Source organism: Thermomicrobiales bacterium (genome assembly GCA_041390825.1).
Lineage (GTDB): Bacteria > Chloroflexota > Chloroflexia > Thermomicrobiales > UBA6265 > JAMLHN01.
The window spans coordinates 1-16733 of the sequence record JAWKPF010000022.1 but is presented as its reverse complement, the minus strand read 5'-3'; the positions used below and the strand labels follow the sequence as shown (position 1 = coordinate 16733).

The window sequence follows — 16733 nt, the reverse complement described above, 5'->3', positions numbered from 1 at the left end:
TCCCGATAGATGTCAAGTAACCGCATGTGGAGGCTGGATCATGTTCGTAGTTGGTGTGGACGGTTGCAGGGGCGGTTGGGTGGCTGCGGAGTGGAACACTCGCAAGAAGACTATCCAGCTCAAAGTTTTCGCTTCATTCACGGAAGTTTTGTCGGCATATCCCGAGAAACTGGCCAAGGCCATCGCGGTGGACATTCCTATCGGATTGATCGATGGTTCTCGCAAATGCGATATCGAAGCGCGGGCAGCGCTGATCTGCCGAAAGTCGAGCGTCTTTCCGGCACCGTACCGCAGTTATGTCAATCGAACTGACTATCACACCACGAACGAAGATTCGAAAAACCAATTTGGCAAGGGAATCTCAGCTCAGGCGTTTGGGATCTATCGCAAAGTCGCAGAGGTCGACGGCATCGTGATTCCCGAGTTCCAGTCCCGAGTAATCGAGGTGCACCCCGAGATTTGCTTTTGGGCGATGAACAACAAGAAAGATGTCTGTGCTTCGAAACATAGTGGACCGGGCTATCTGCAGCGGATAGAGCTCTTGAGGAAGAATATTGATCTTCAAGATCTTGAGTGGGAGAAAGTTATGACTGGCGTCCGCAGGGCAAAGCCCGATGATGTACTAGACGCGATCGCGGCAGCGTGGAGCGCGAGAAGGTGGGCAAACGGATCCTTCGAACGTTTCCCAGCGAAAGAAGAGCGGGATAGTCGCGGCCTTCGGGCGGAAATTGTCTATTAGGAACCCGGCAACTAGAGACGCATTCTTTCACAGTTGCCGCGCGGTCGCCGGACAGGTATGCCGATCGCTTCAAGCGAAAAGGATCGAACTGACGTCACTCTCCTTCGCCAATCCGGCTGAGGCTGATGATGTTGTGCACATGCGCATGCTCGCCGGGTGAGATGGGAGCGGTTGCAAGGCCGAACGGTTCGCCGTGCTTGATGGCAGGAGCGCCCTGCGGTATCGGGACAAGGGCGACCTTGTGGCCGAGCTTGATGGGACCGGCAATCTCGAGGTCGAAGCGGGAACCGTCCGGGTTCGCGATCGAGACGATAGCGGGGCCATCGAGGTCACGCAGGGCGGTGGCGACATTGTCGTTTGGATCGAGGACGATCATGTCGGGAGAAGTCATGCAGTCAGCCCGAGACGATGATGCAGTTGGCATAGGGGCACGAGTCTCCCGTGCGAATGGTGGCTTTCGCGCTGCGCCCAAGCCGTTTCAGCTCGATGTGCGAGACCGTTTCGAAGCGGACGCCAGGCAAGAGGGACTCGAGTTCGGCGACGCGTTGCGGGGAGACCAACGTCATCTCTTCGGTGATCACGATGCGGTCGATCGACCATTCGGCCTCGATCGCCGCCAGCACATCGAGCACGGTCGGCTTGTCATCGACGAGCGCGAGATCGATGCGCTCCGGTTCCTCCGGTACCGGAAAACCACGGTCGCTGATGAGCAGATAGTCGGTATGCCCGCTGCTGGCAAGCACGCGGCTCAGTTCGGGATGCAGAATGCCGCCCTTCTTCATTCAGTTCTGCCCGAGTCGAGACCCAGCGAGGCGTAGTAGGTAGCCCGTTGTTCGAGGGTCACGCGTTCGACAAAGGACTGCGTCGGCCGCTTGAAGATGAACTTGGTCGTCGAGCGCTCATCAACCCCTGCCAGCTCCCAGCCCTGCGCGCCAAGTTCCTGTAACGTCTCGATCGGGATCGCATGTTCGAAGCGGTATTCCCACGTTCTCATCGGCTCGACCATGGATCAGGCTCCCCGGCGGCGAAGGCGGTCGACCAGTACCGCCAGGATGATCACCGCGCCAATAACAATCTGCTGATAGAAGGCAGAAATGTGCATCAGAGTCAATCCATTTCGGATGACCGCCATGAGTAAGGCGCCGATCATGGTGCCGACGATGGTTCCCTCTCCACCGAACAACGAGGTTCCACCGATCACCACCGCGGCAATCGCGTTGAGCTCTTCGCCGTTGGCAAAATCGGCCTTTGGCGGAGTTCAGGCGCGAGGTGAGCATGATTGCCGCAACCCCAGCGCAAAGCCCCATGAACGTGTAGACCGCGATCTTTGTATCGGTCGATCTGCACACCTGAAGCGAGTAGCAGTCTCATTGCCTCCAATGGCGTAGACATAGAGACCAAGGCGCGTGTATCGCAAAATCAGAAAGCCAACGATGAAAACGCAGAACGCAATGATCACGGGTGAGGGAAAGGGTCCGAGACTGCGCGTGCCCCAGACGTCCCAGTCAGGCACCTTTTTGTTGAGAAACGAGATCGGCTGCCCAGAGGAAATCTGAGACGCGGCGCCTCGGTAGATCTGCATTGTTCCGAGTGTGACGATAAACGGCGGGATCTTGCCGAGTGTGATGATCAAGCCGTTGATCAAACCGGCAACCGCGCCGATCCCAAGCATCATCAGAGCCGACTCCCACATGCCCCATCCATGCTTGTCGATGAGCAGAGCGCCACAAACAGCGCTCAATGCCACCATCGACCCGACGGAGAGATCGATACCGCCTGTCAGGATGACGAACGTCATGCCGACGCCCAGGATCGCGGTCAGGGACGCTTGCCGCGCGATGTTCAGCCAGTTGCCACTGGTCATGAACACCGATTCCTGGCTCCAGATCAGCATGCTCAGGATGATGAGACTGAGCAGCGGTCCGAAGGTCTGCCAGATTCTGCCGAGTGTCAGGCGATTGCCGCCCTCGGTCGCGGGAGTTGCAGTGACCGCTGGTGCGCTCATGCGGCGGCTCCTATCTCTTCCTGGGTACTCGCGGCCGCGAAGCTCATGATCGACTCCTGGGTTGCTTCGCTACGATCGAAACGGGCCACGATCTCACCCTCGCGCATGACGAGAATCCGGTCGCTCATACCGAGCACTTCGGGCAGTTCCGACGAGATCATGATGATGGCCGCGCCTCCCTCCAGCAGCTCTCCCATGAGCCGATAGACCTCGACTTTGGCACCCACATCGATACCGCGAGTGGGTTCGTCGAAAATGAAGATGCGCGCTTGCGTGAGCATCCACTTCGCCAGCACCACCTTTTGCTGGTTCCCGCCGGATAGGAACATGACCTTCTGGCGCGCGCTCGGCGTCTTGATGCGCAGCGCTTCGATGAAGCGACGCGCGGTTTGGTACCGGTTGCGAGGCGGAATCAACCCAGGCGGCGCGCCCGTCGCGCTTGGGGCCGCCATGGAGATGTTGTCGCCAACCGAAAGCAGGAGCACGAGTCCCTGATGCTTGCGGTCCTCCGGCAAGAGGGCGATGCCGTGATCGATTGCTTTGCCAGGAGTGGAATTCACAACGGGGCAGCCAAAGACCTCGATCGTGCCGCTATCGATCTTGTCGATTCCGAAGACCGCACGGGCCACCTCGCTGCGCCCTGCGCCAACCAGACCCGCGAGCCCGAGGATTTCGCCTTGACGCACCTCGAACGAAATATCCCGCAACACGCCTGCGCGGTTGAGGTGCTCGACCTTGAGCGCAACCTCACCGAACGGAATCTCCTCCTTCGGAAACTGCTGGACCAGTTCCCGTCCGACCATGAGCCGAATGAGATCGTTCGGTGTCGACGTCGCCATTGGGAGGGTATCGACATACTTCCCGTCGCGCAGCACGGTCGCGCGGTCACCGACACGAGTCGCGTCCTCCAGGTGATGGGAAATGAGAATAATCCCGGTTCCCTGAGCTTTCAGTTTCTCCACGAGCTGGAAAAGCTGCTCCGCTTCCTCGGCGGTGATGGCTGCAGTCGGTTCGTCGAGGATCAAGACGCGGGCATCGTTGACCAGCGCTTTCGCAATTTCCGTCATCTGCTGCATGGCGACGCCCAGGCGAGCAACGGGAGTGTGGGGATCGAGCTCGATTCCGAGCTGGCGCAGCTGTTTTCGCGCGCCGGAATAGAGCGCTGACCAGTCGATGACGCCGGACCGGCCACGCATTGGCTCACGGCCGAGATAGATGTTCTTGCCCACATCGAGATGCGGGATCAGGTTGAGCTCCTGGTGAACGGTACTGATACCAAGCTGCTGGGCGTCGTGCGGGGTGCGCACGTGGACAGGCACACCATCGAAGCGAATCTCGCCTTCGTCAGGTTGATAGATACCCGATAGGAGCTTCACAAGGGTCGATTTCCCGGCGCCGTTCTCACCCACGAGGACGTGAACTTCGCCCGGGTAAAGGTCGAAGCTGACGTCATCGAGTGCAATCACACCGGGAAAGCGTTTGGAAACGTTGATGAGTTGCAGGATGGGCGCACGGACTTCACTGTCCGCTCTTGCATGTTTGACGTGTTGGTTCGCGGATTCGGACATGGGAAGCCCATTGCTGAATGCGGGTCTACGCCGTCGAGCGTGGTTCTTGGGCGGCATCGACGGGCACGGTTCGTCGCTTTTCCCAGAGTGACAAGCCCGGGAGCAAAAGGCCGGGAGAGCGGGGTCCGCTCTCCCGGCATCGAATCAGGCGTTGGCGGCCTGGAACTCGGCGGCATTATCGGCGGTGACCAGCAGAGCGCCGGAGTCGACCAGGGCCGGAACCTCTTCGCCATTGAGGTGGCGGACCATGAGATCGACGCCTACCGTGCCCATGACTTTCGGGTACTGGGCGATCGTTCCATCGACTGACCCATCGATGATCGCCTGGACCACATCGGGAATCGCGTCGAAGCCGACCAGATAGACATCGTCGCGGCCCGCAGCGACCAGGGCCTGCAACGCTCCGAGGATCGGAGGATCGTTAGCTCCCACGATGGCCACGATGTCCGGGTCGGAGGTGAGGATGTTCTCGGTGATGGTGAAGCCCTCATCCTGTTGCCAATGAGCAGACTGGTCGATGACCTGGATGTCCGGATGAGCGTCGAGTGCGGCGTGCAACCCCTCGTTGCGCGCCTGGGCGGTCTGATTGGCCATATCGCCCTGGAGATTGAGCACCTTGCCTGCCCCGCCAATCAGCTCGACAACGTATTCGCCTTGCTGGGTAGACGCTGCCACATTGTCGGTCTGCACGAGCGAGATGAGCTCGCCTCCGGCCGGCGCGGTATCGACCGCGATCACCGGGATACCGGCCGCATTGGCGGCTTCGACACCCTGGACGATTCCGGCTGCATCGATTGTGCCCAGAATGATGCCGTCGTATCCCTTGGTGACCGCATCTTCCATTTGCGCAACCTGGTCGGCGACACCGGCTTCGTCCGGCAATGCGATCACATCCACCGTCACGCCATCCTCGGCAGCACGTGCCTCCACTCCTTCCTTCAGGAGCTGCCAGAAGGCGTTAGAAGGGAAGACCTGCATGAATGCAAGCTTGTAGGGCTCGTTGCCTTGGACTGGTCCGTAGGCGGTCATTGGGTCGGCGGCCGGAGTGGCATCCTGCGCGGCAGCAGGCCCGAACTTGAATCCGGTTGCAGCGGTAGCAGCAGCAGCGGCTGACAAGCCGAGGAAAGTTCGTCGATGAAGCGTCATTGCGTTGCATCCTCCATGACAATCGAAAACCAGTGCGTCATTGCCGGTTTGGCTCTTTGCTCGATGCGGGGCTTACCTCCCGATGGACACGGTCGCTCGAGTTTTTCGCAAGTGCGCCGCGATTGTACCGGAACAACCGGCCGGTTGGAATGCCCGCGACTATGCTACAAGTCTCACAACCGATACGAATGACCCCGAGCGGGCAAACACAGGAGATCAGCATGCAACTGGCGACGAGGATGTCTCGCCTCGGAACGGAAACCGCGTTCGAGGTGCTTGTGCGCGCCCGCGCGTTGGAAGCGCAAGGTCGCGATGTGATCCATCTCGAGGTGGGCGAACCCGATTTCGACACTCCGGCCAACATCATCGAGGCGGGCGCCGAGGCGTTGCGTTCCGGATGGACGCACTATGGCCCGGCTCCCGGGCTGCCGCAATTGCGGGAGGCCATCGCGAACTATCTGAACAGTTCCCGCGGCACCGAATACGGTCCCGACAACATCGTGGTGACGCCGGGCGGCAAGCCGATCATGTTCTTCACGATCCTCGCGCTGCTGGAAGCAGGCGACGAGGCGATCTATCCCAACCCGGGATTCCCGATCTACGAATCGATGATCAACTTCACCGGGGCGAAAGCAGTCCCCTCTCCCATTCTGGAGAAGTTCGGGTTCGCGCTCGATGTCAGTGAGCTGCCAGGTCTGATCACCGACAAGACCAAGTTGCTCATCATCAACAGCCCAGCCAATCCGACCGGTGGAGTACTCAACCGCAAGGAGATCGAGGCTATTGCCGAACTGGCGGTAGCCAACGACCTGACAGTGCTGGCAGACGAGATCTACGCGGAAATCTTGTACGAAGGCGAGCACGTTTCGATCGCCACCATGCCCGGCATGAAAGAGCGCACGATCATTCTGGACGGATTCTCCAAGACGTATGCGATGACCGGCTGGCGGCTCGGCTACGGCGCGATGCCAGTGGAATTCGCAAAGGTCATCGGCAACCTGATGGTCAACAGTAACTCCTGCACCTCGATGGCAGTGCAGATCGCCGGAGTCGAAGCCCTCACCGGTCCGCAGGACGACGTGAAGGCGATGGTGGCTGCCTTCGAGAAACGGCGCGATCTGATGGTCGATGGCCTCAACGACATCCCGGGGATCAGCTGTCTCCGGCCCAAGGGAGCGTTTTATGTCTTCCCGAACATTTCGCGGACCGGCTTGAAGAGCAAGGAGTTCGCCGACAAGCTGTTGCAAGACTATGGCGTCGCTGCCCTCTCGGGAACCGCGTTCGGCATCTATGGCGAGGGCTATCTGCGCCTTTCCTATGCCAATTCGGAAGAAAACCTCCGGCGCGCGCTCGACCGCATCCGCCAGATGGTGACCGATCTCGGCATTGCCTGACGTGCGCTTGCTCTTCTGAACGACGGCCCGGTTCGTTTCCGCGAATCGGGCCGCTTTTTTCCGCGTTACTCGCTACTGGCAGAGCGTCCAAGCAGCTTGTAATAGAAGACCGTTCCATCCAGTGAACCTGAGGCGGATTCGGCCCACTCCGGGATGATGCCGGCCAACGTCCAGCCTTGCGCCTGATAGAAATCGTTCGACGTGTCGCCCTCACGGGTATCGAGATGGAGAGTGGTCCAGCCGTTTTCGAACGCTATCGCTTCCAGCTCCGCCATCAGCTTCCGGCCGATGCCGAGCCGCTGAACACGTGGGTGCACGAGCAGCTTGTTGACTTCCGCGCGGTGCCGGGCATTTGCCTTCGGGCTCCATTCGAGTTGCACCGTGCCCACGATGTCACCATCCAGGCGCGCGACCAGGAACACCACGGTGTCCGAAGCAATGGCTTTGCGCCAGTAGCCTTCTGCCTCATCGATCGCGAGCGGCGGCAGGTAACCGACCGATGCGCCCTGATCCACGATCGAAACGAGCAGCTCGGCGAGTTGGGCAATCTCGGTATCCGTCAACGTTTGCACCTGGTGAATCGATACCGACGACATGCTGACTCCCATCCGATCGTCCCGGAACGAATTGGGATAATAGCCGCCAGCACGCATACGCCAGGAGGTACAGATGACGGACCGAATAACGCTCCGGGGACGAGTGGCAATCGATGGCGCGGGCACCCATGCGCACGCTGCGAAGCGGCTCAGCGAGTCGTTTCCCGACATCGAGTGGGTTCCCGAACCGAGACCCGACTATCCAACTGTCCGGCTCGCAGTAGACGATGCCTTGCCAGAGGGTAGCTTCTCTATCGAGAGCCGCGCCGGGGATTCCCCGTTGGTGGAAGTTGCCGGAGGGCCATTCTCGGGTGTCATCTACGGCGTGGAGGAGATCATCCAGCGCCTGGCAGAACCGGAAGACGGCGGAATCTCGCTTCCCCTGGGAACGGTCGAGCAGTCCCCATCGCTCCCCTATCGCACCTGGTGGAACTGGGACCATTCGACAAACTGGGATCTCGATCAGATCGGCGTTCAGGAAATCGGCGTCATGAACCCCTATGCCAAACCGGGCGACGGGTTTCTGGCCGATTTTGAGCGGGTGGTCGACTTCATGAGCCGCAACCGGATTGCTGCGGTGACGATCTATGGGTTTCTGCGCGCATCGCATGGCGGCATCGAAGCCGCGCAGGCGCTCTGCCGCTACGCCAACGAACGGGGTGTGCGGATCCTTCCGGGTGTGGCAATCAATGCCTACGGGGGAGTGGTCTGGGAGATGGACCACGAATTCAATCTGGCCACCTGGCTGCGAAAACACCCGGAGCTGGCGGCCCAAATGGAACACCCGCCCGGTTTTCAGATTCAGGATCTCGATTTCGAGCTCTACTTCCCCCGGGGTGACTACTCGGTCCGGGGATGCCCGTCCCAACCGGCCAATCAGGACTGGATGGCCGAAGCCGTCGCCTGGCTGGCGGAAACCTTCGATATCGGCGGCATCAACATCGAAGCGGGAGACTACGGTGTTTGTGGTTGTCCGCTTTGCCAGGAACGGCGAGGCGAGCGCGAAGACGCCAAACGCCGCGAGGGATACGCAGAATCGTGGTCGCATGCGGACATGGCCGATTTCTACCCGCGGCTCTATGACGCGGTGCGGACGCGGCATCCAGATGCCTGGATCTACTCCGAGATCCAATGGGACAACCTCTTCGACGCCGACGCCATGGCGCCGTTGCGCGACCTGCCAGAGGGTGGGATCTACACGCATACCCTCAACCGGAGCTACTGGAACCGGGTCGAGCGTGAGCTGACGGCTGAATACGCTGCGAAACTGCCGACGAAATCCAACGTTTTCCGCTGTCAGTTCGCGTGCCAGTGGAACGGCGACCGGCGCACCGAGCGGTATCGGTTCAATGGGCGCGATTTCGAGGCCATGGCCAAGAAGGCCGACGCAGTCGGATTCGAGGGGCTGACCATTTGGGGCGAGCCTTCGCCGTACAACACCAGCACCGAACTGAGCTATTTGGCGCATGCGTGTTTCAGCTGGGATTCCACACTGACGTGGGATGAGTGGCTGACGCGCGATGTGGCGCCGTTGCTGGGGGGTCTCGCCGCTGCCGAGCGTTATCTCGTGATGCTCGAAGCCATCGATCCTCCGGCCCGCCCCGATAACGCCGCCTTGTTGCCCTTGCAACTGGAAGCGCTCGATGCCGCGCGCCAGTTCGACGATGCTGCTGCCCGGCGATGGCTCTGGCTGGCAGAACGAATCGCTCGCGCCAGGTTTCAGAACGAGAGGTCGCTGTGAGCAAGAAAAGGGTGCTGGTTACGGGCGCAGCCGGACGGATCGGGAGCGCATTCGTCGCGGAAATGGCAGATCGCTACCGCTTTCGTCTGGCAGACAAAACCGGCCGGGTGCACGAATTGCTGCCTGGCGCCGAGGCGCTCGTGCTCGATGTGGCCGACGTTGACGCCTGCGTCCATGCGGTGCAGGGCATCGATGTCGTACTGCACCTTGCGGCAGACCCATCCCCCGATGCCGACTATTACGCATCCCTGCGCCCGAACAACTTCGACGCGACATACAACATCTTCAAAGCGGCGTCCGAAGCGGGATGCGAGCGCGTCGTCTATGCAAGCAGCGTGCAGACGGTGCTCGGGTATCCAAAAGACGATGGCACAGCGATCGATGCGTATTGGTGGCCGCTGAACATGTACGCCGTCTCGAAGTGCTTTGGCGAGGCGACCGCGCGCATGTTCGCGGCGACGACCCATCTGTCGGCGATTTGCGTTCGCATCGGAGCGTATGAGCGGCCAGGACTCGACCAACCCGAATCCCGTCGCGAACTCTCGGCCTATGTCAGTCCACGCGACCTGAACCAGCTCTTCCGGCTCTGTATCGATGCCGACGGGATCGAGTTCGCGGTCGTGCATGGAGTGTCCGACAACCGGGTCAACCGATTATCCCTGTCGGAAACCCGAGATCTGCTCGGGTATGCGCCAGTGGACGATGGGTTCGCCGTCTATGGCGTTTCGCTGGACGAGTGGTAACCCCCGTCGTTCCGAGCTTGTCGAGGAATCTCTCGTTGCGCTCCAATTCGATCTCGGGCTCAGCGACTCGCCGCAAGGGACCGCGAGTCTCCTCCACTCTGCCTGCGGACTCCGGCCGGATTGACGATGTCCGTCATTCCGAGCTTGTCGAGGAATCTCTCGTTGCGCTCCAATTCGATCTCGGGCTCAGAGACTCGCCACAAGGGACCGCGAGATTCCTCCACTCTGCCTGCGGACTCCGGCCGGATTGACGGTTGCTACCTGGAGCGCTTGTTCGTGGTGAAGCAGTCGCGGCAGTAGACCGGACGTCCCGAGCGCGGTTCGAAGGGGACGATGGTGTCCTTGCCGCATTGGGCGCAGACGGCTGGATAGCCAGTGCCGCCGTTCCGGCGGCCGTTCAACCCATTGCGGGATGAATTCGTCGCGCCACCGTAGTGGCCCAGGGTCTCGGTCCAGGAGGACTCGGGTTCGGCGTTGCGGATGAGGTCCGCGTTGCGCGCCGCGCGTCTGGCTGCTCGACAATCGAGACAACGGACCGGAACGCGAAACCCTCTTTGCTGATAGAAGCGTTGTTCCTCTTCTGAGAATTCGAACGTCTTCTGGCAGTCGATGCATGTCAGCAAACGGATCTCGGTTTGAGCGGTCAACGCAATCTGGCTCCGGACGGCACGACGGATGGCGACAATTCGTCCGGAACACCATACCCCAGACCCGGGTCGACGGCGGGTTCGTTATCTCTCGAGACCGACTGCCCGGCGAAGTTCGTCGACCGTCTCGCAGATCGTATCTGGACCCGCGGCGATCAGTTCGGAATGGTCGGGAACTCCCCAGAGCACACCGATCGTCGCCACGCCCGCGCCCTTGCCGGCGATCACATCGGCGGCCGAATCACCGATCATGGCGGCTTGCGAAGGATCGTCATGCGCCAGATCGTCGAGCGCCATCACCAGCGCCATGGGATCCGGCTTCTGCCGTTCGACATCGTCGCCGGCATAGACGACATCGAACCGTTCCAACACGCCGAGCATGTCGAGCGTCATGAGCGCGGTGTTGCGGCTCTTGCCGGTGACCACCGCCATCTTGATCCCCGCCGCGTGCGCATCGGCCAAGAGGTCGTCGATGCCGTGGAACAGCTCGACCAGGTCGCGGTGCCGCCTGCCATAGGTGTCGACATAGCGCGCGATGGCAGCATCGTGGTGTTCCGGCTCGAGCACATTGCGGATGACATGGTTGTCCGGGGGGCCGAAGAGCGCGCGGATCTCCGCCGGCGAAAGCGGCTGACCCGTGATGGGAACGAATGCGTCGTTGAATGCTTCATAGATCAACGGAAGCGTATCGGCCAGCGTGCCATCGAGATCGAAGATCAGCGTCGAGTACCTGGGGTTCATCTCCGGTTCGATCCTCGCTCGACCATCCCACGCAGGCGAAGGATGTGTTCGTCATTGGCGGCCGCGACTTCCTGGAGATCAGATTCATAGTCCAGGTGCTGCTCGAACCCGGCGAACAGCGAGCGGTTCAACGCGCGTTTGGTCAACGCAAGTGAGGACGCAGGTTGCTGCAGCAAAGCGTCGCACAGGTCGCGAGTGCGCGCGACGAGTTCGTCGTCGGGCGCCACCCAATTGAGCAGGCCGAGCTCCAGAGCGCGCTTGGCATCGATACGCTCTCCGAGAAGCGCCAATTCGCTGGCAGCCCCGAATCCGGCCAATCGCGGTAGGAGCCAGGTGATTCCCGCCCCCGGTATCAGCGCGATGGCATGCGGAGCGCAAATGAACGAGGCCGACTCGGCGGCGATACGCAGATCGGAGGCCAGCGCGATCCCAAGTCCCGCTCCGGTAGCCACCCCATTGACGGCAGCGACGACCGGCTTATCCATCGACCGGATTTCAAGGAGGATCGGCCGAAACCGCTTGCGCAATTCATCACCGGCTGCCTGCGCTCCGAGCTCGGTTTCCTTCTGCTGCAGCTCATGAATATCCTGCCCGGCGCTAAACGCCGCGCCGCGACCGGTGAGCACGACGATACGCACCTGGTCGTCTTTCCGGGCGGTTTTGAGCGAAGCCAACAGCGATTCGGCCATCGCCTGGTCGAAGGCATTGCGCGCGCCGGAACGATCGAGCGTTATCGTCGCGACGGATCCCTCGACTTCATAGCGAACTGACTGGGCAAAGGAAGTCATCCGCGGGCTCTCCCGAATCTCGGTGTGCGCTTCTCCAGAAAAGCAGCCATGCCCTCTTGCGCGTCGGCAGTATCGAACAAGGCATCGAAACGCGCGCGCTCGACGTTCAACCCGGCTTCGAGCGGGAGATCGAACGCTGCCAGGATACTGGCTTTGATGGATATGGCCGCATCGATCGAATTCGCCGCGATTCGCTGGGCAAGGCGCAGTGCCTCGCTGAGCACGAGCTCATCCGGAACCACACGGTTGACCAAACCAAGATCGAGCGCGGCCCAGGCGGAGATTGGCTCTCCAAGGAGCGCCAGCTCCATTGCGCGGGCTTTGCCGACTGTGCGCGGCAGGCGTTGCGTTGCGCCGCCGCCCGGCATGAGCCCGAGCATGATCTCCGGCTGGCCGAATCTCACGGACTCTCCGGCAACGATCAGATCGCAGACCCAGACCAGCTCCGCTCCTCCCCCTAGCGCGAAGCCGTTGACTGCCGCGACGATCGGTTTGCGAATCTGCCGAAGACGCTGCCAGCATCCGAGCTGCGGCCGTGTTGCCATCTCGGCCGATGTGGCGCCAGCCATTGCCGCGATATCCGCCCCGGCTGCGAAAAAGCGGTCCCCGCCAGTCAGCACGATGACATGCACCGACTCGTCGGCATCGAGCCGTTCCAGCGCTGCAGTCAGAGCTACGAGCAACTCGGCGCTGAGCGCGTTGCGCACCTCCGGCCGATCGAGTCGCAGCAGTCCAACGCGGCCATCGCGTGCTTCCCGCAGTTCCTCCAACTCCTGCGCTCGATTCCAGATCAGTTCAGTCGTCAACGGTTCGCGTCCTGCTGGGATTCCGTAGAATTTGGGGAGATTCGCCTCTGCTACAGTATGCCCCGTTAGCGATCGGCAACGCATCTCCACGGACCGCTCCCATGCCCACCGCGGCAAGACCGAAACCCGACAGCGATTCCAACGCCACCACGGCAAACCTCATCATCGTGGCCGATCACTACGAGATCGACCCAACTCGGCCGATTGGAACCGGCGGTATGTCGGTCGTGTACGAGGCGCGCGATCTCAAGAACCGGCGCACAGTGGCGCTTCGCACATTGCGCGCCGAGCAGGCCCAGAATCCCGAAACGCGCGCCCGCTTCCGTAAGGAAGCCCGCACCATGGCATTCATCCAGCATCCGAACGTTGCGCGCGTGTATGACCTCTGGGAAGACGACGAATCTGCCTGGGTTGCCATGGAACTGGTGCCGGGCCGATCGCTCCGCGATGTGCTGGCAGAGCAGGGACCGCTCCCACTGTATGAAGTCGAGGTCATCCTCAGTCAAACCGCGAGCGCGCTCGAAACACTCCACAGCGCAGGCATGGTGCATCTCGACGTCAAGCCCGCGAATCTGATCCAGACCCCGGACGGAACGATCAAGCTGATCGATTTCGGGCTGGCGCAGTTGTCGGCGCAGCCTCAAGAGTTGCTGCACGGCATGGCCTACGGCAGCGCGGCCTATCTCTCCCCAGAGCAGGCCTCCGGCGAGGAAGTCGACACGCCGAGCGATGTCTATTCGCTTGGTTGCGTGGTGTACGAGTTGCTGACGGGCGGAACGCCCTTCGAAGATCCGTTTCGAGCGCGAAGCTCGGAAGAGATGTTGCAGGCCCATCTCAACCTGCAACCCGATCGGCCGTCGGAGGCAAACAAGTCGGCGGGGATACCCGAATGGTGCGATGAGCTCGTGCTCTGGGCGCTGATCAAGGATCCCGAGGATCGGCTGAAGAGCCCGAAGCGATTTGCCGAGCTCTTCGAGCGCGGTGTCGATGGACAGCTCTCCGGCGCGGATGTGCGCAAGCTGCGCACCGCCCGCACCCCGCGCCGCAATGCGGCGCCTCCAGAGACGGTTCCGGCGCCAGCGTATTCCAGTTCATCGGTGCCCTACGACGTTGTGGCGGCCGCCGTGCCGCCTGTTTCGTATTCGACATCAGCCCCGGCGAAGCCACGCAAGAAACCACTCATGTTGCGCGTGCTCGGTCCGCTGCGTCCGGCGCTGTGGCGGTTGATCCTCGCGCTGCTGGTCGTCAACCTCTTGTTGGCCGCGGTGCTCTATGTCCAGCGCGGCGAGATTCCTGGCCTCATTTCTGAAGAGACCGTCGAACTGGCCGCGGGCAACACTGCAACTGTTGGAGTCGACGGGCTGAACCTCCGTGTCGACGCAGGCATGATGTCCGAATCGATGGCGACGCTGGCCGCCGGGCAAGAGGTTTACCTACGCGGCGAACCGGTTATCGTCGACGGGGAGCCATGGTGGCCGGTGACCGTCGGCAATCCATCCGAAGGCCTCGACGGCTACGTTTGGGGCGCTGGACTACTTCAGGGCGACCAACTGACCATTCGTGACCGCATCGACCAGCGTATCGACAACGCAATCGACAGCATCAGGGAGAAGATCGGTGTCTGAAGGGCGCATCGCGGTCATCGGCGCGGGAACCATGGGTTCGCAGATCGCGCAGCAGGCCGCGCTCCATGGATACTCGGTATCGCTCTACGACGAACGGCCGGAGCAACTGGCACGAGCGCTCGAGAGCAATCGAGGTCATCTTCAGCGGCGGGTCGAAAAGGGCGTCCTTGCTCCGCTCGAGTTCGACGCCGCGCTCGCACGGGTCGAGCCGTTGGACAACTTGTCCGACGCCGTCGCCGGTTGTTCGCTGGTAATCGAAGCCATCGTCGAAGACCTGGGCGCCAAGCAATCGCTCTTTCAGGAGCTCGATGCCCTGACCGCGTCCGATGTCATGCTGGCCACCAACACGTCGAGCATGACGGTCACCCAGATCACCTCGATTCTTCCCGGTCGGGATCGTACCCTCGCGTTGCACTTCTTCAATCCGGTCCTGGTGATGCAGCTGGTCGAGATTGCGGCGGCGCCATTCTCGCGCGCCGGTCTGGTGCAACGGGCCGAGGAATTCGTCACGTCGATCGGCCGCGTCCCGGTGGTGCTCGACAAAGAGATCGAAGGGATGCTTGCCAACCGCATCATCGCGGCAATCCGGCGGGAAGCGTTCTGGCTCGTCGAGAACGGATATGCCACCCCGGAAGCGATCGATCAGGCGATCGAGCTGGGGTTGCGGCACCCAATGGGTCCGTTCCGTCTCGCCGATTTCAACGGTCTGGACGTGGTGTTGGCGATCCAGCAGCGACGCTTCGAGCGCACCGGAGATGAGCTCGACCGGCCCCCGGCCCGGCTGAAGGCGCTGGTGGATGAGGGCAAGCTCGGCCGCAAGACCGGGGCCGGGTTCTACGACTACGAAGCTTCCGGGGAGCGAACCAGTTGACCGATTTCTACCGCATCGAGGATCTGCTGACCGACGACGAGCGGGCGGTGCGCGACCGGGTTCGCGCATGGGCTCGCGAACGTATTGCCCCGCGCGCGGCCGAGTTCTGGGAGCGCGGGATGTTCCAGCAGGATCGCGTGCTGGAACTCGGTCCGCTCGGCATCTACGGCGGAACGATCCGAGCCTATGGGTGCCCTTCGATCAGCGCCACGGCATATGGACTGGCCAGTCAGGAACTCGCTCATGCCGATTCGTCGTTCACCACCTTTTTCGGGGTCCATTCCGGGCTGGCGATGGGTTCCATCGCGCTGTTTGGCACCGAGGAACAGAAATCCCGCTGGCTCCCACCGATGGCCCGCGGCGAAGTGATCGGCGCGTTCGCCCTGACCGAGGCCGAGCATGGCAGCGATGCGGCGCATCTGGAAACGACGGCAACGCCAGTCGATGGAGGCTACCGGATTTCGGGGAACAAGCGATGGATCGGCAACGGTGACGTTTTCGGCGTCGCCGTCCTTTGGGCGCAAACGCCAGAAGGCATCGCCCCATTCCTTTTCGAGCCGGACACTCCTGGGTTCACCCGCACACCGATGGTTGGAAAGATGGCGAAGCGGGCCGTCACCAATGTCGAGATGGCCTTCGACGGCTGCTTCGTTCCCGAAAGCGCCAGAATGCCGGTGTGTGGTTTTCGCCATGTGGCAGAGATACTGCGCATCACGCGGCATCACGTCTCCTGGACGGCGCTTGGCGAGGCAATCGCGTGCTACGAGGCCGCGCTGGACTATGCAAAGGAGCGCACGCAGTTCGGCAAGCCAATTGGCGCCTTTCAGCTCGTGCAAGCAAAGCTCGTGGAAATGGCAACCGAGATCACGAAAGCTCAGCTGCTGACGTTGCAGCTCTCTCGCTTGCTCGACGCCGGAAAGGCGACCGCCGGGATGACCGCGATGGCCAAGGCGAACAACTCGAAGATCGCCCGTGACTGCGCTCGTCTGGCGCGTGAAATCCTGGGCGGGAACGGCATTCTCCAGCAGCACCACGTCATGCGGCATATGGTGGACATCGAAGCGATCTACACCTTCGAGGGAACGTGGGATATCAACACGCTGGTAGTTGGCCGGGAATTGACGGGTTTGAGCGCGTTTGTCTAGCGGCGTCCGGCCAGCGACAGCTCGCTCAGGTGGCAGGCGTGATGACGTCCGTCGTCTTGAGAGGGTTCGCGGCATTGGCGCGCGCGAGCACGGCGGCAACCCGAGACTGTTCTGCCGGCGACAGTGTGGCGATGGCGCCATAAGGATCGGGTGAAGCAGCGGTGAGAATCGCGTTCTC

At 61.5% G+C, this 16733-nt stretch carries 17 protein-coding genes and 1 pseudogene; 7 read left to right on the top strand and 11 right to left on the bottom strand.

Features of this window, described 5'->3' with window-relative positions; all coding sequences use genetic code 11:
• Window positions 1–40 precede the first annotated feature (40 nt).
• A complete protein-coding gene (locus R2855_12725; protein ID MEZ4531871.1) occupies window positions 41–739 on the top strand; it encodes a DUF429 domain-containing protein in 699 nt (232 codons plus the stop codon).
• 94 nt (window positions 740–833) lie between these two features.
• Here R2855_12725 and R2855_12720 read toward each other — a convergent pair whose 3' ends face one another.
• From R2855_12720 to R2855_12695, 6 genes and pseudogenes are all read right to left on the bottom strand, one after another.
• On the bottom strand, window positions 834–1130 hold the full coding sequence (locus tag R2855_12720) for a UxaA family hydrolase (GenBank protein MEZ4531870.1): 297 nt from the start codon (window positions 1128–1130) through the stop codon (window positions 834–836).
• A gap of 4 nt (window positions 1131–1134) precedes the next feature.
• Window positions 1135–1521 (bottom strand): D-ribose pyranase, encoded by a 387-nt coding sequence (rbsD, locus tag R2855_12715; GenBank protein ID MEZ4531869.1) that lies wholly within the window; start codon window positions 1519–1521, stop codon window positions 1135–1137.
• On the bottom strand, window positions 1518–1745 hold the full coding sequence (locus R2855_12710) for a hypothetical protein (GenBank protein MEZ4531868.1): 228 nt from the start codon (window positions 1743–1745) through the stop codon (window positions 1518–1520). Before R2855_12710 ends, rbsD begins: the two co-directional genes overlap by 4 nt.
• Window positions 1746–1748: 3 nt before the next feature.
• A pseudogene (locus R2855_12705) lies at window positions 1749–2603 on the bottom strand (ABC transporter permease).
• Between the two features lie 137 nt (window positions 2604–2740).
• Window positions 2741–4312: a sugar ABC transporter ATP-binding protein gene (locus R2855_12700; protein MEZ4531867.1), complete on the bottom strand. Its 1572-nt coding sequence runs from the start codon at window positions 4310–4312 to the stop codon at window positions 2741–2743.
• A gap of 144 nt (window positions 4313–4456) precedes the next feature.
• Window positions 4457–5458, bottom strand: coding sequence for a sugar ABC transporter substrate-binding protein (locus tag R2855_12695; protein ID MEZ4531866.1), 1002 nt, complete (start codon window positions 5456–5458; stop codon window positions 4457–4459).
• Between the two features lie 221 nt (window positions 5459–5679).
• Here R2855_12695 and R2855_12690 point away from each other — a divergent pair, with 221 nt between their 5' ends.
• Window positions 5680–6852, top strand: a complete 1173-nt coding sequence (locus R2855_12690; GenBank protein ID MEZ4531865.1) for a pyridoxal phosphate-dependent aminotransferase — start codon at window positions 5680–5682, stop codon at window positions 6850–6852.
• A 65-nt stretch (window positions 6853–6917) separates the two neighbouring features.
• Here R2855_12690 and R2855_12685 read toward each other — a convergent pair whose 3' ends face one another.
• Complete coding sequence (locus tag R2855_12685; GenBank protein ID MEZ4531864.1) at window positions 6918–7448, bottom strand: GNAT family N-acetyltransferase; 531 nt, start codon at window positions 7446–7448, stop codon at window positions 6918–6920.
• 73 nt (window positions 7449–7521) lie between these two features.
• Between R2855_12685 and R2855_12680 the strand changes: the two genes are divergently transcribed.
• Together R2855_12680 and R2855_12675 are read left to right on the top strand one after the other, a co-directional pair.
• Window positions 7522–9189, top strand: coding sequence for a hypothetical protein (locus R2855_12680; protein ID MEZ4531863.1), 1668 nt, complete (start codon window positions 7522–7524; stop codon window positions 9187–9189).
• Window positions 9186–9932: an NAD(P)-dependent oxidoreductase gene (locus R2855_12675; GenBank protein ID MEZ4531862.1), complete on the top strand. Its 747-nt coding sequence runs from the start codon at window positions 9186–9188 to the stop codon at window positions 9930–9932. The genes R2855_12680 and R2855_12675 overlap by 4 nt, the downstream gene beginning before the upstream one ends.
• A 257-nt stretch (window positions 9933–10189) precedes the next feature.
• Here R2855_12675 and R2855_12670 read toward each other — a convergent pair whose 3' ends face one another.
• The 4 genes from R2855_12670 to R2855_12655 form a co-directional block, all read right to left on the bottom strand.
• The gene (locus R2855_12670; protein ID MEZ4531861.1) at window positions 10190–10579 is read right to left on the bottom strand and encodes a CxxC-x17-CxxC domain-containing protein; all 390 of its coding nucleotides are present in this window, start codon (window positions 10577–10579) and stop codon (window positions 10190–10192) included.
• Between the two features lie 84 nt (window positions 10580–10663).
• On the bottom strand, window positions 10664–11320 hold the full coding sequence (locus R2855_12665; protein MEZ4531860.1) for an HAD-IA family hydrolase: 657 nt from the start codon (window positions 11318–11320) through the stop codon (window positions 10664–10666).
• A complete protein-coding gene (locus R2855_12660) occupies window positions 11317–12108 on the bottom strand; it encodes an enoyl-CoA hydratase/isomerase family protein (protein ID MEZ4531859.1) in 792 nt (263 codons plus the stop codon). Before R2855_12660 ends, R2855_12665 begins: the two co-directional genes overlap by 4 nt.
• A complete protein-coding gene (locus tag R2855_12655; protein MEZ4531858.1) occupies window positions 12105–12914 on the bottom strand; it encodes an enoyl-CoA hydratase-related protein in 810 nt (269 codons plus the stop codon). The genes R2855_12660 and R2855_12655 overlap by 4 nt, the downstream gene beginning before the upstream one ends.
• Before the next feature lie 101 nt (window positions 12915–13015).
• On the opposite strand from R2855_12655, the gene R2855_12650 reads away from it, so the two are divergent.
• From R2855_12650 to R2855_12640, 3 genes are read left to right on the top strand one after another with little or no spacing between them, the layout of a single operon-like run.
• Window positions 13016–14539 (top strand): protein kinase, encoded by a 1524-nt coding sequence (locus tag R2855_12650; protein ID MEZ4531857.1) that lies wholly within the window; start codon window positions 13016–13018, stop codon window positions 14537–14539.
• Entirely contained in the window at window positions 14532–15410 is an 879-nt protein-coding gene (locus R2855_12645; protein MEZ4531856.1) for a 3-hydroxyacyl-CoA dehydrogenase family protein, read from the top strand. The genes R2855_12650 and R2855_12645 overlap by 8 nt, the downstream gene beginning before the upstream one ends.
• Entirely contained in the window at window positions 15407–16555 is a 1149-nt protein-coding gene (locus R2855_12640) for an acyl-CoA dehydrogenase family protein (GenBank protein ID MEZ4531855.1), read from the top strand. The genes R2855_12645 and R2855_12640 overlap by 4 nt, the downstream gene beginning before the upstream one ends.
• The last annotated feature ends 178 nt before the right edge of the window (window positions 16556–16733 follow it).

What these genes read in the sequence shown, in the direction of transcription:
- R2855_12680 (MEZ4531863.1), top strand. Translation starts at nt 7,522, where the DNA reads ATGACGGACCGAATAACGCTCCGGGGACGAGTGGCAATCGATGGCGCG.
- R2855_12700 (MEZ4531867.1), bottom strand. Translation starts at nt 4,312, where the DNA reads ATGTCCGAATCCGCGAACCAACACGTCAAACATGCAAGAGCGGACAGT.
- R2855_12725 (MEZ4531871.1), top strand. Translation starts at nt 41, where the DNA reads ATGTTCGTAGTTGGTGTGGACGGTTGCAGGGGCGGTTGGGTGGCTGCG.
- R2855_12720 (MEZ4531870.1), bottom strand. Translation starts at nt 1,130, where the DNA reads ATGACTTCTCCCGACATGATCGTCCTCGATCCAAACGACAATGTCGCC.
- R2855_12695 (MEZ4531866.1), bottom strand. Translation starts at nt 5,458, where the DNA reads ATGACGCTTCATCGACGAACTTTCCTCGGCTTGTCAGCCGCTGCTGCT.
- R2855_12665 (MEZ4531860.1), bottom strand. Translation starts at nt 11,320, where the DNA reads ATGAACCCCAGGTACTCGACGCTGATCTTCGATCTCGATGGCACGCTG.
- R2855_12685 (MEZ4531864.1), bottom strand. Translation starts at nt 7,448, where the DNA reads ATGTCGTCGGTATCGATTCACCAGGTGCAAACGTTGACGGATACCGAG.
- R2855_12650 (MEZ4531857.1), top strand. Translation starts at nt 13,016, where the DNA reads ATGCCCACCGCGGCAAGACCGAAACCCGACAGCGATTCCAACGCCACC.
- R2855_12660 (MEZ4531859.1), bottom strand. Translation starts at nt 12,108, where the DNA reads ATGACTTCCTTTGCCCAGTCAGTTCGCTATGAAGTCGAGGGATCCGTC.
- R2855_12690 (MEZ4531865.1), top strand. Translation starts at nt 5,680, where the DNA reads ATGCAACTGGCGACGAGGATGTCTCGCCTCGGAACGGAAACCGCGTTC.
- R2855_12710 (MEZ4531868.1), bottom strand. Translation starts at nt 1,745, where the DNA reads ATGGTCGAGCCGATGAGAACGTGGGAATACCGCTTCGAACATGCGATC.
- rbsD (MEZ4531869.1), bottom strand. Translation starts at nt 1,521, where the DNA reads ATGAAGAAGGGCGGCATTCTGCATCCCGAACTGAGCCGCGTGCTTGCC.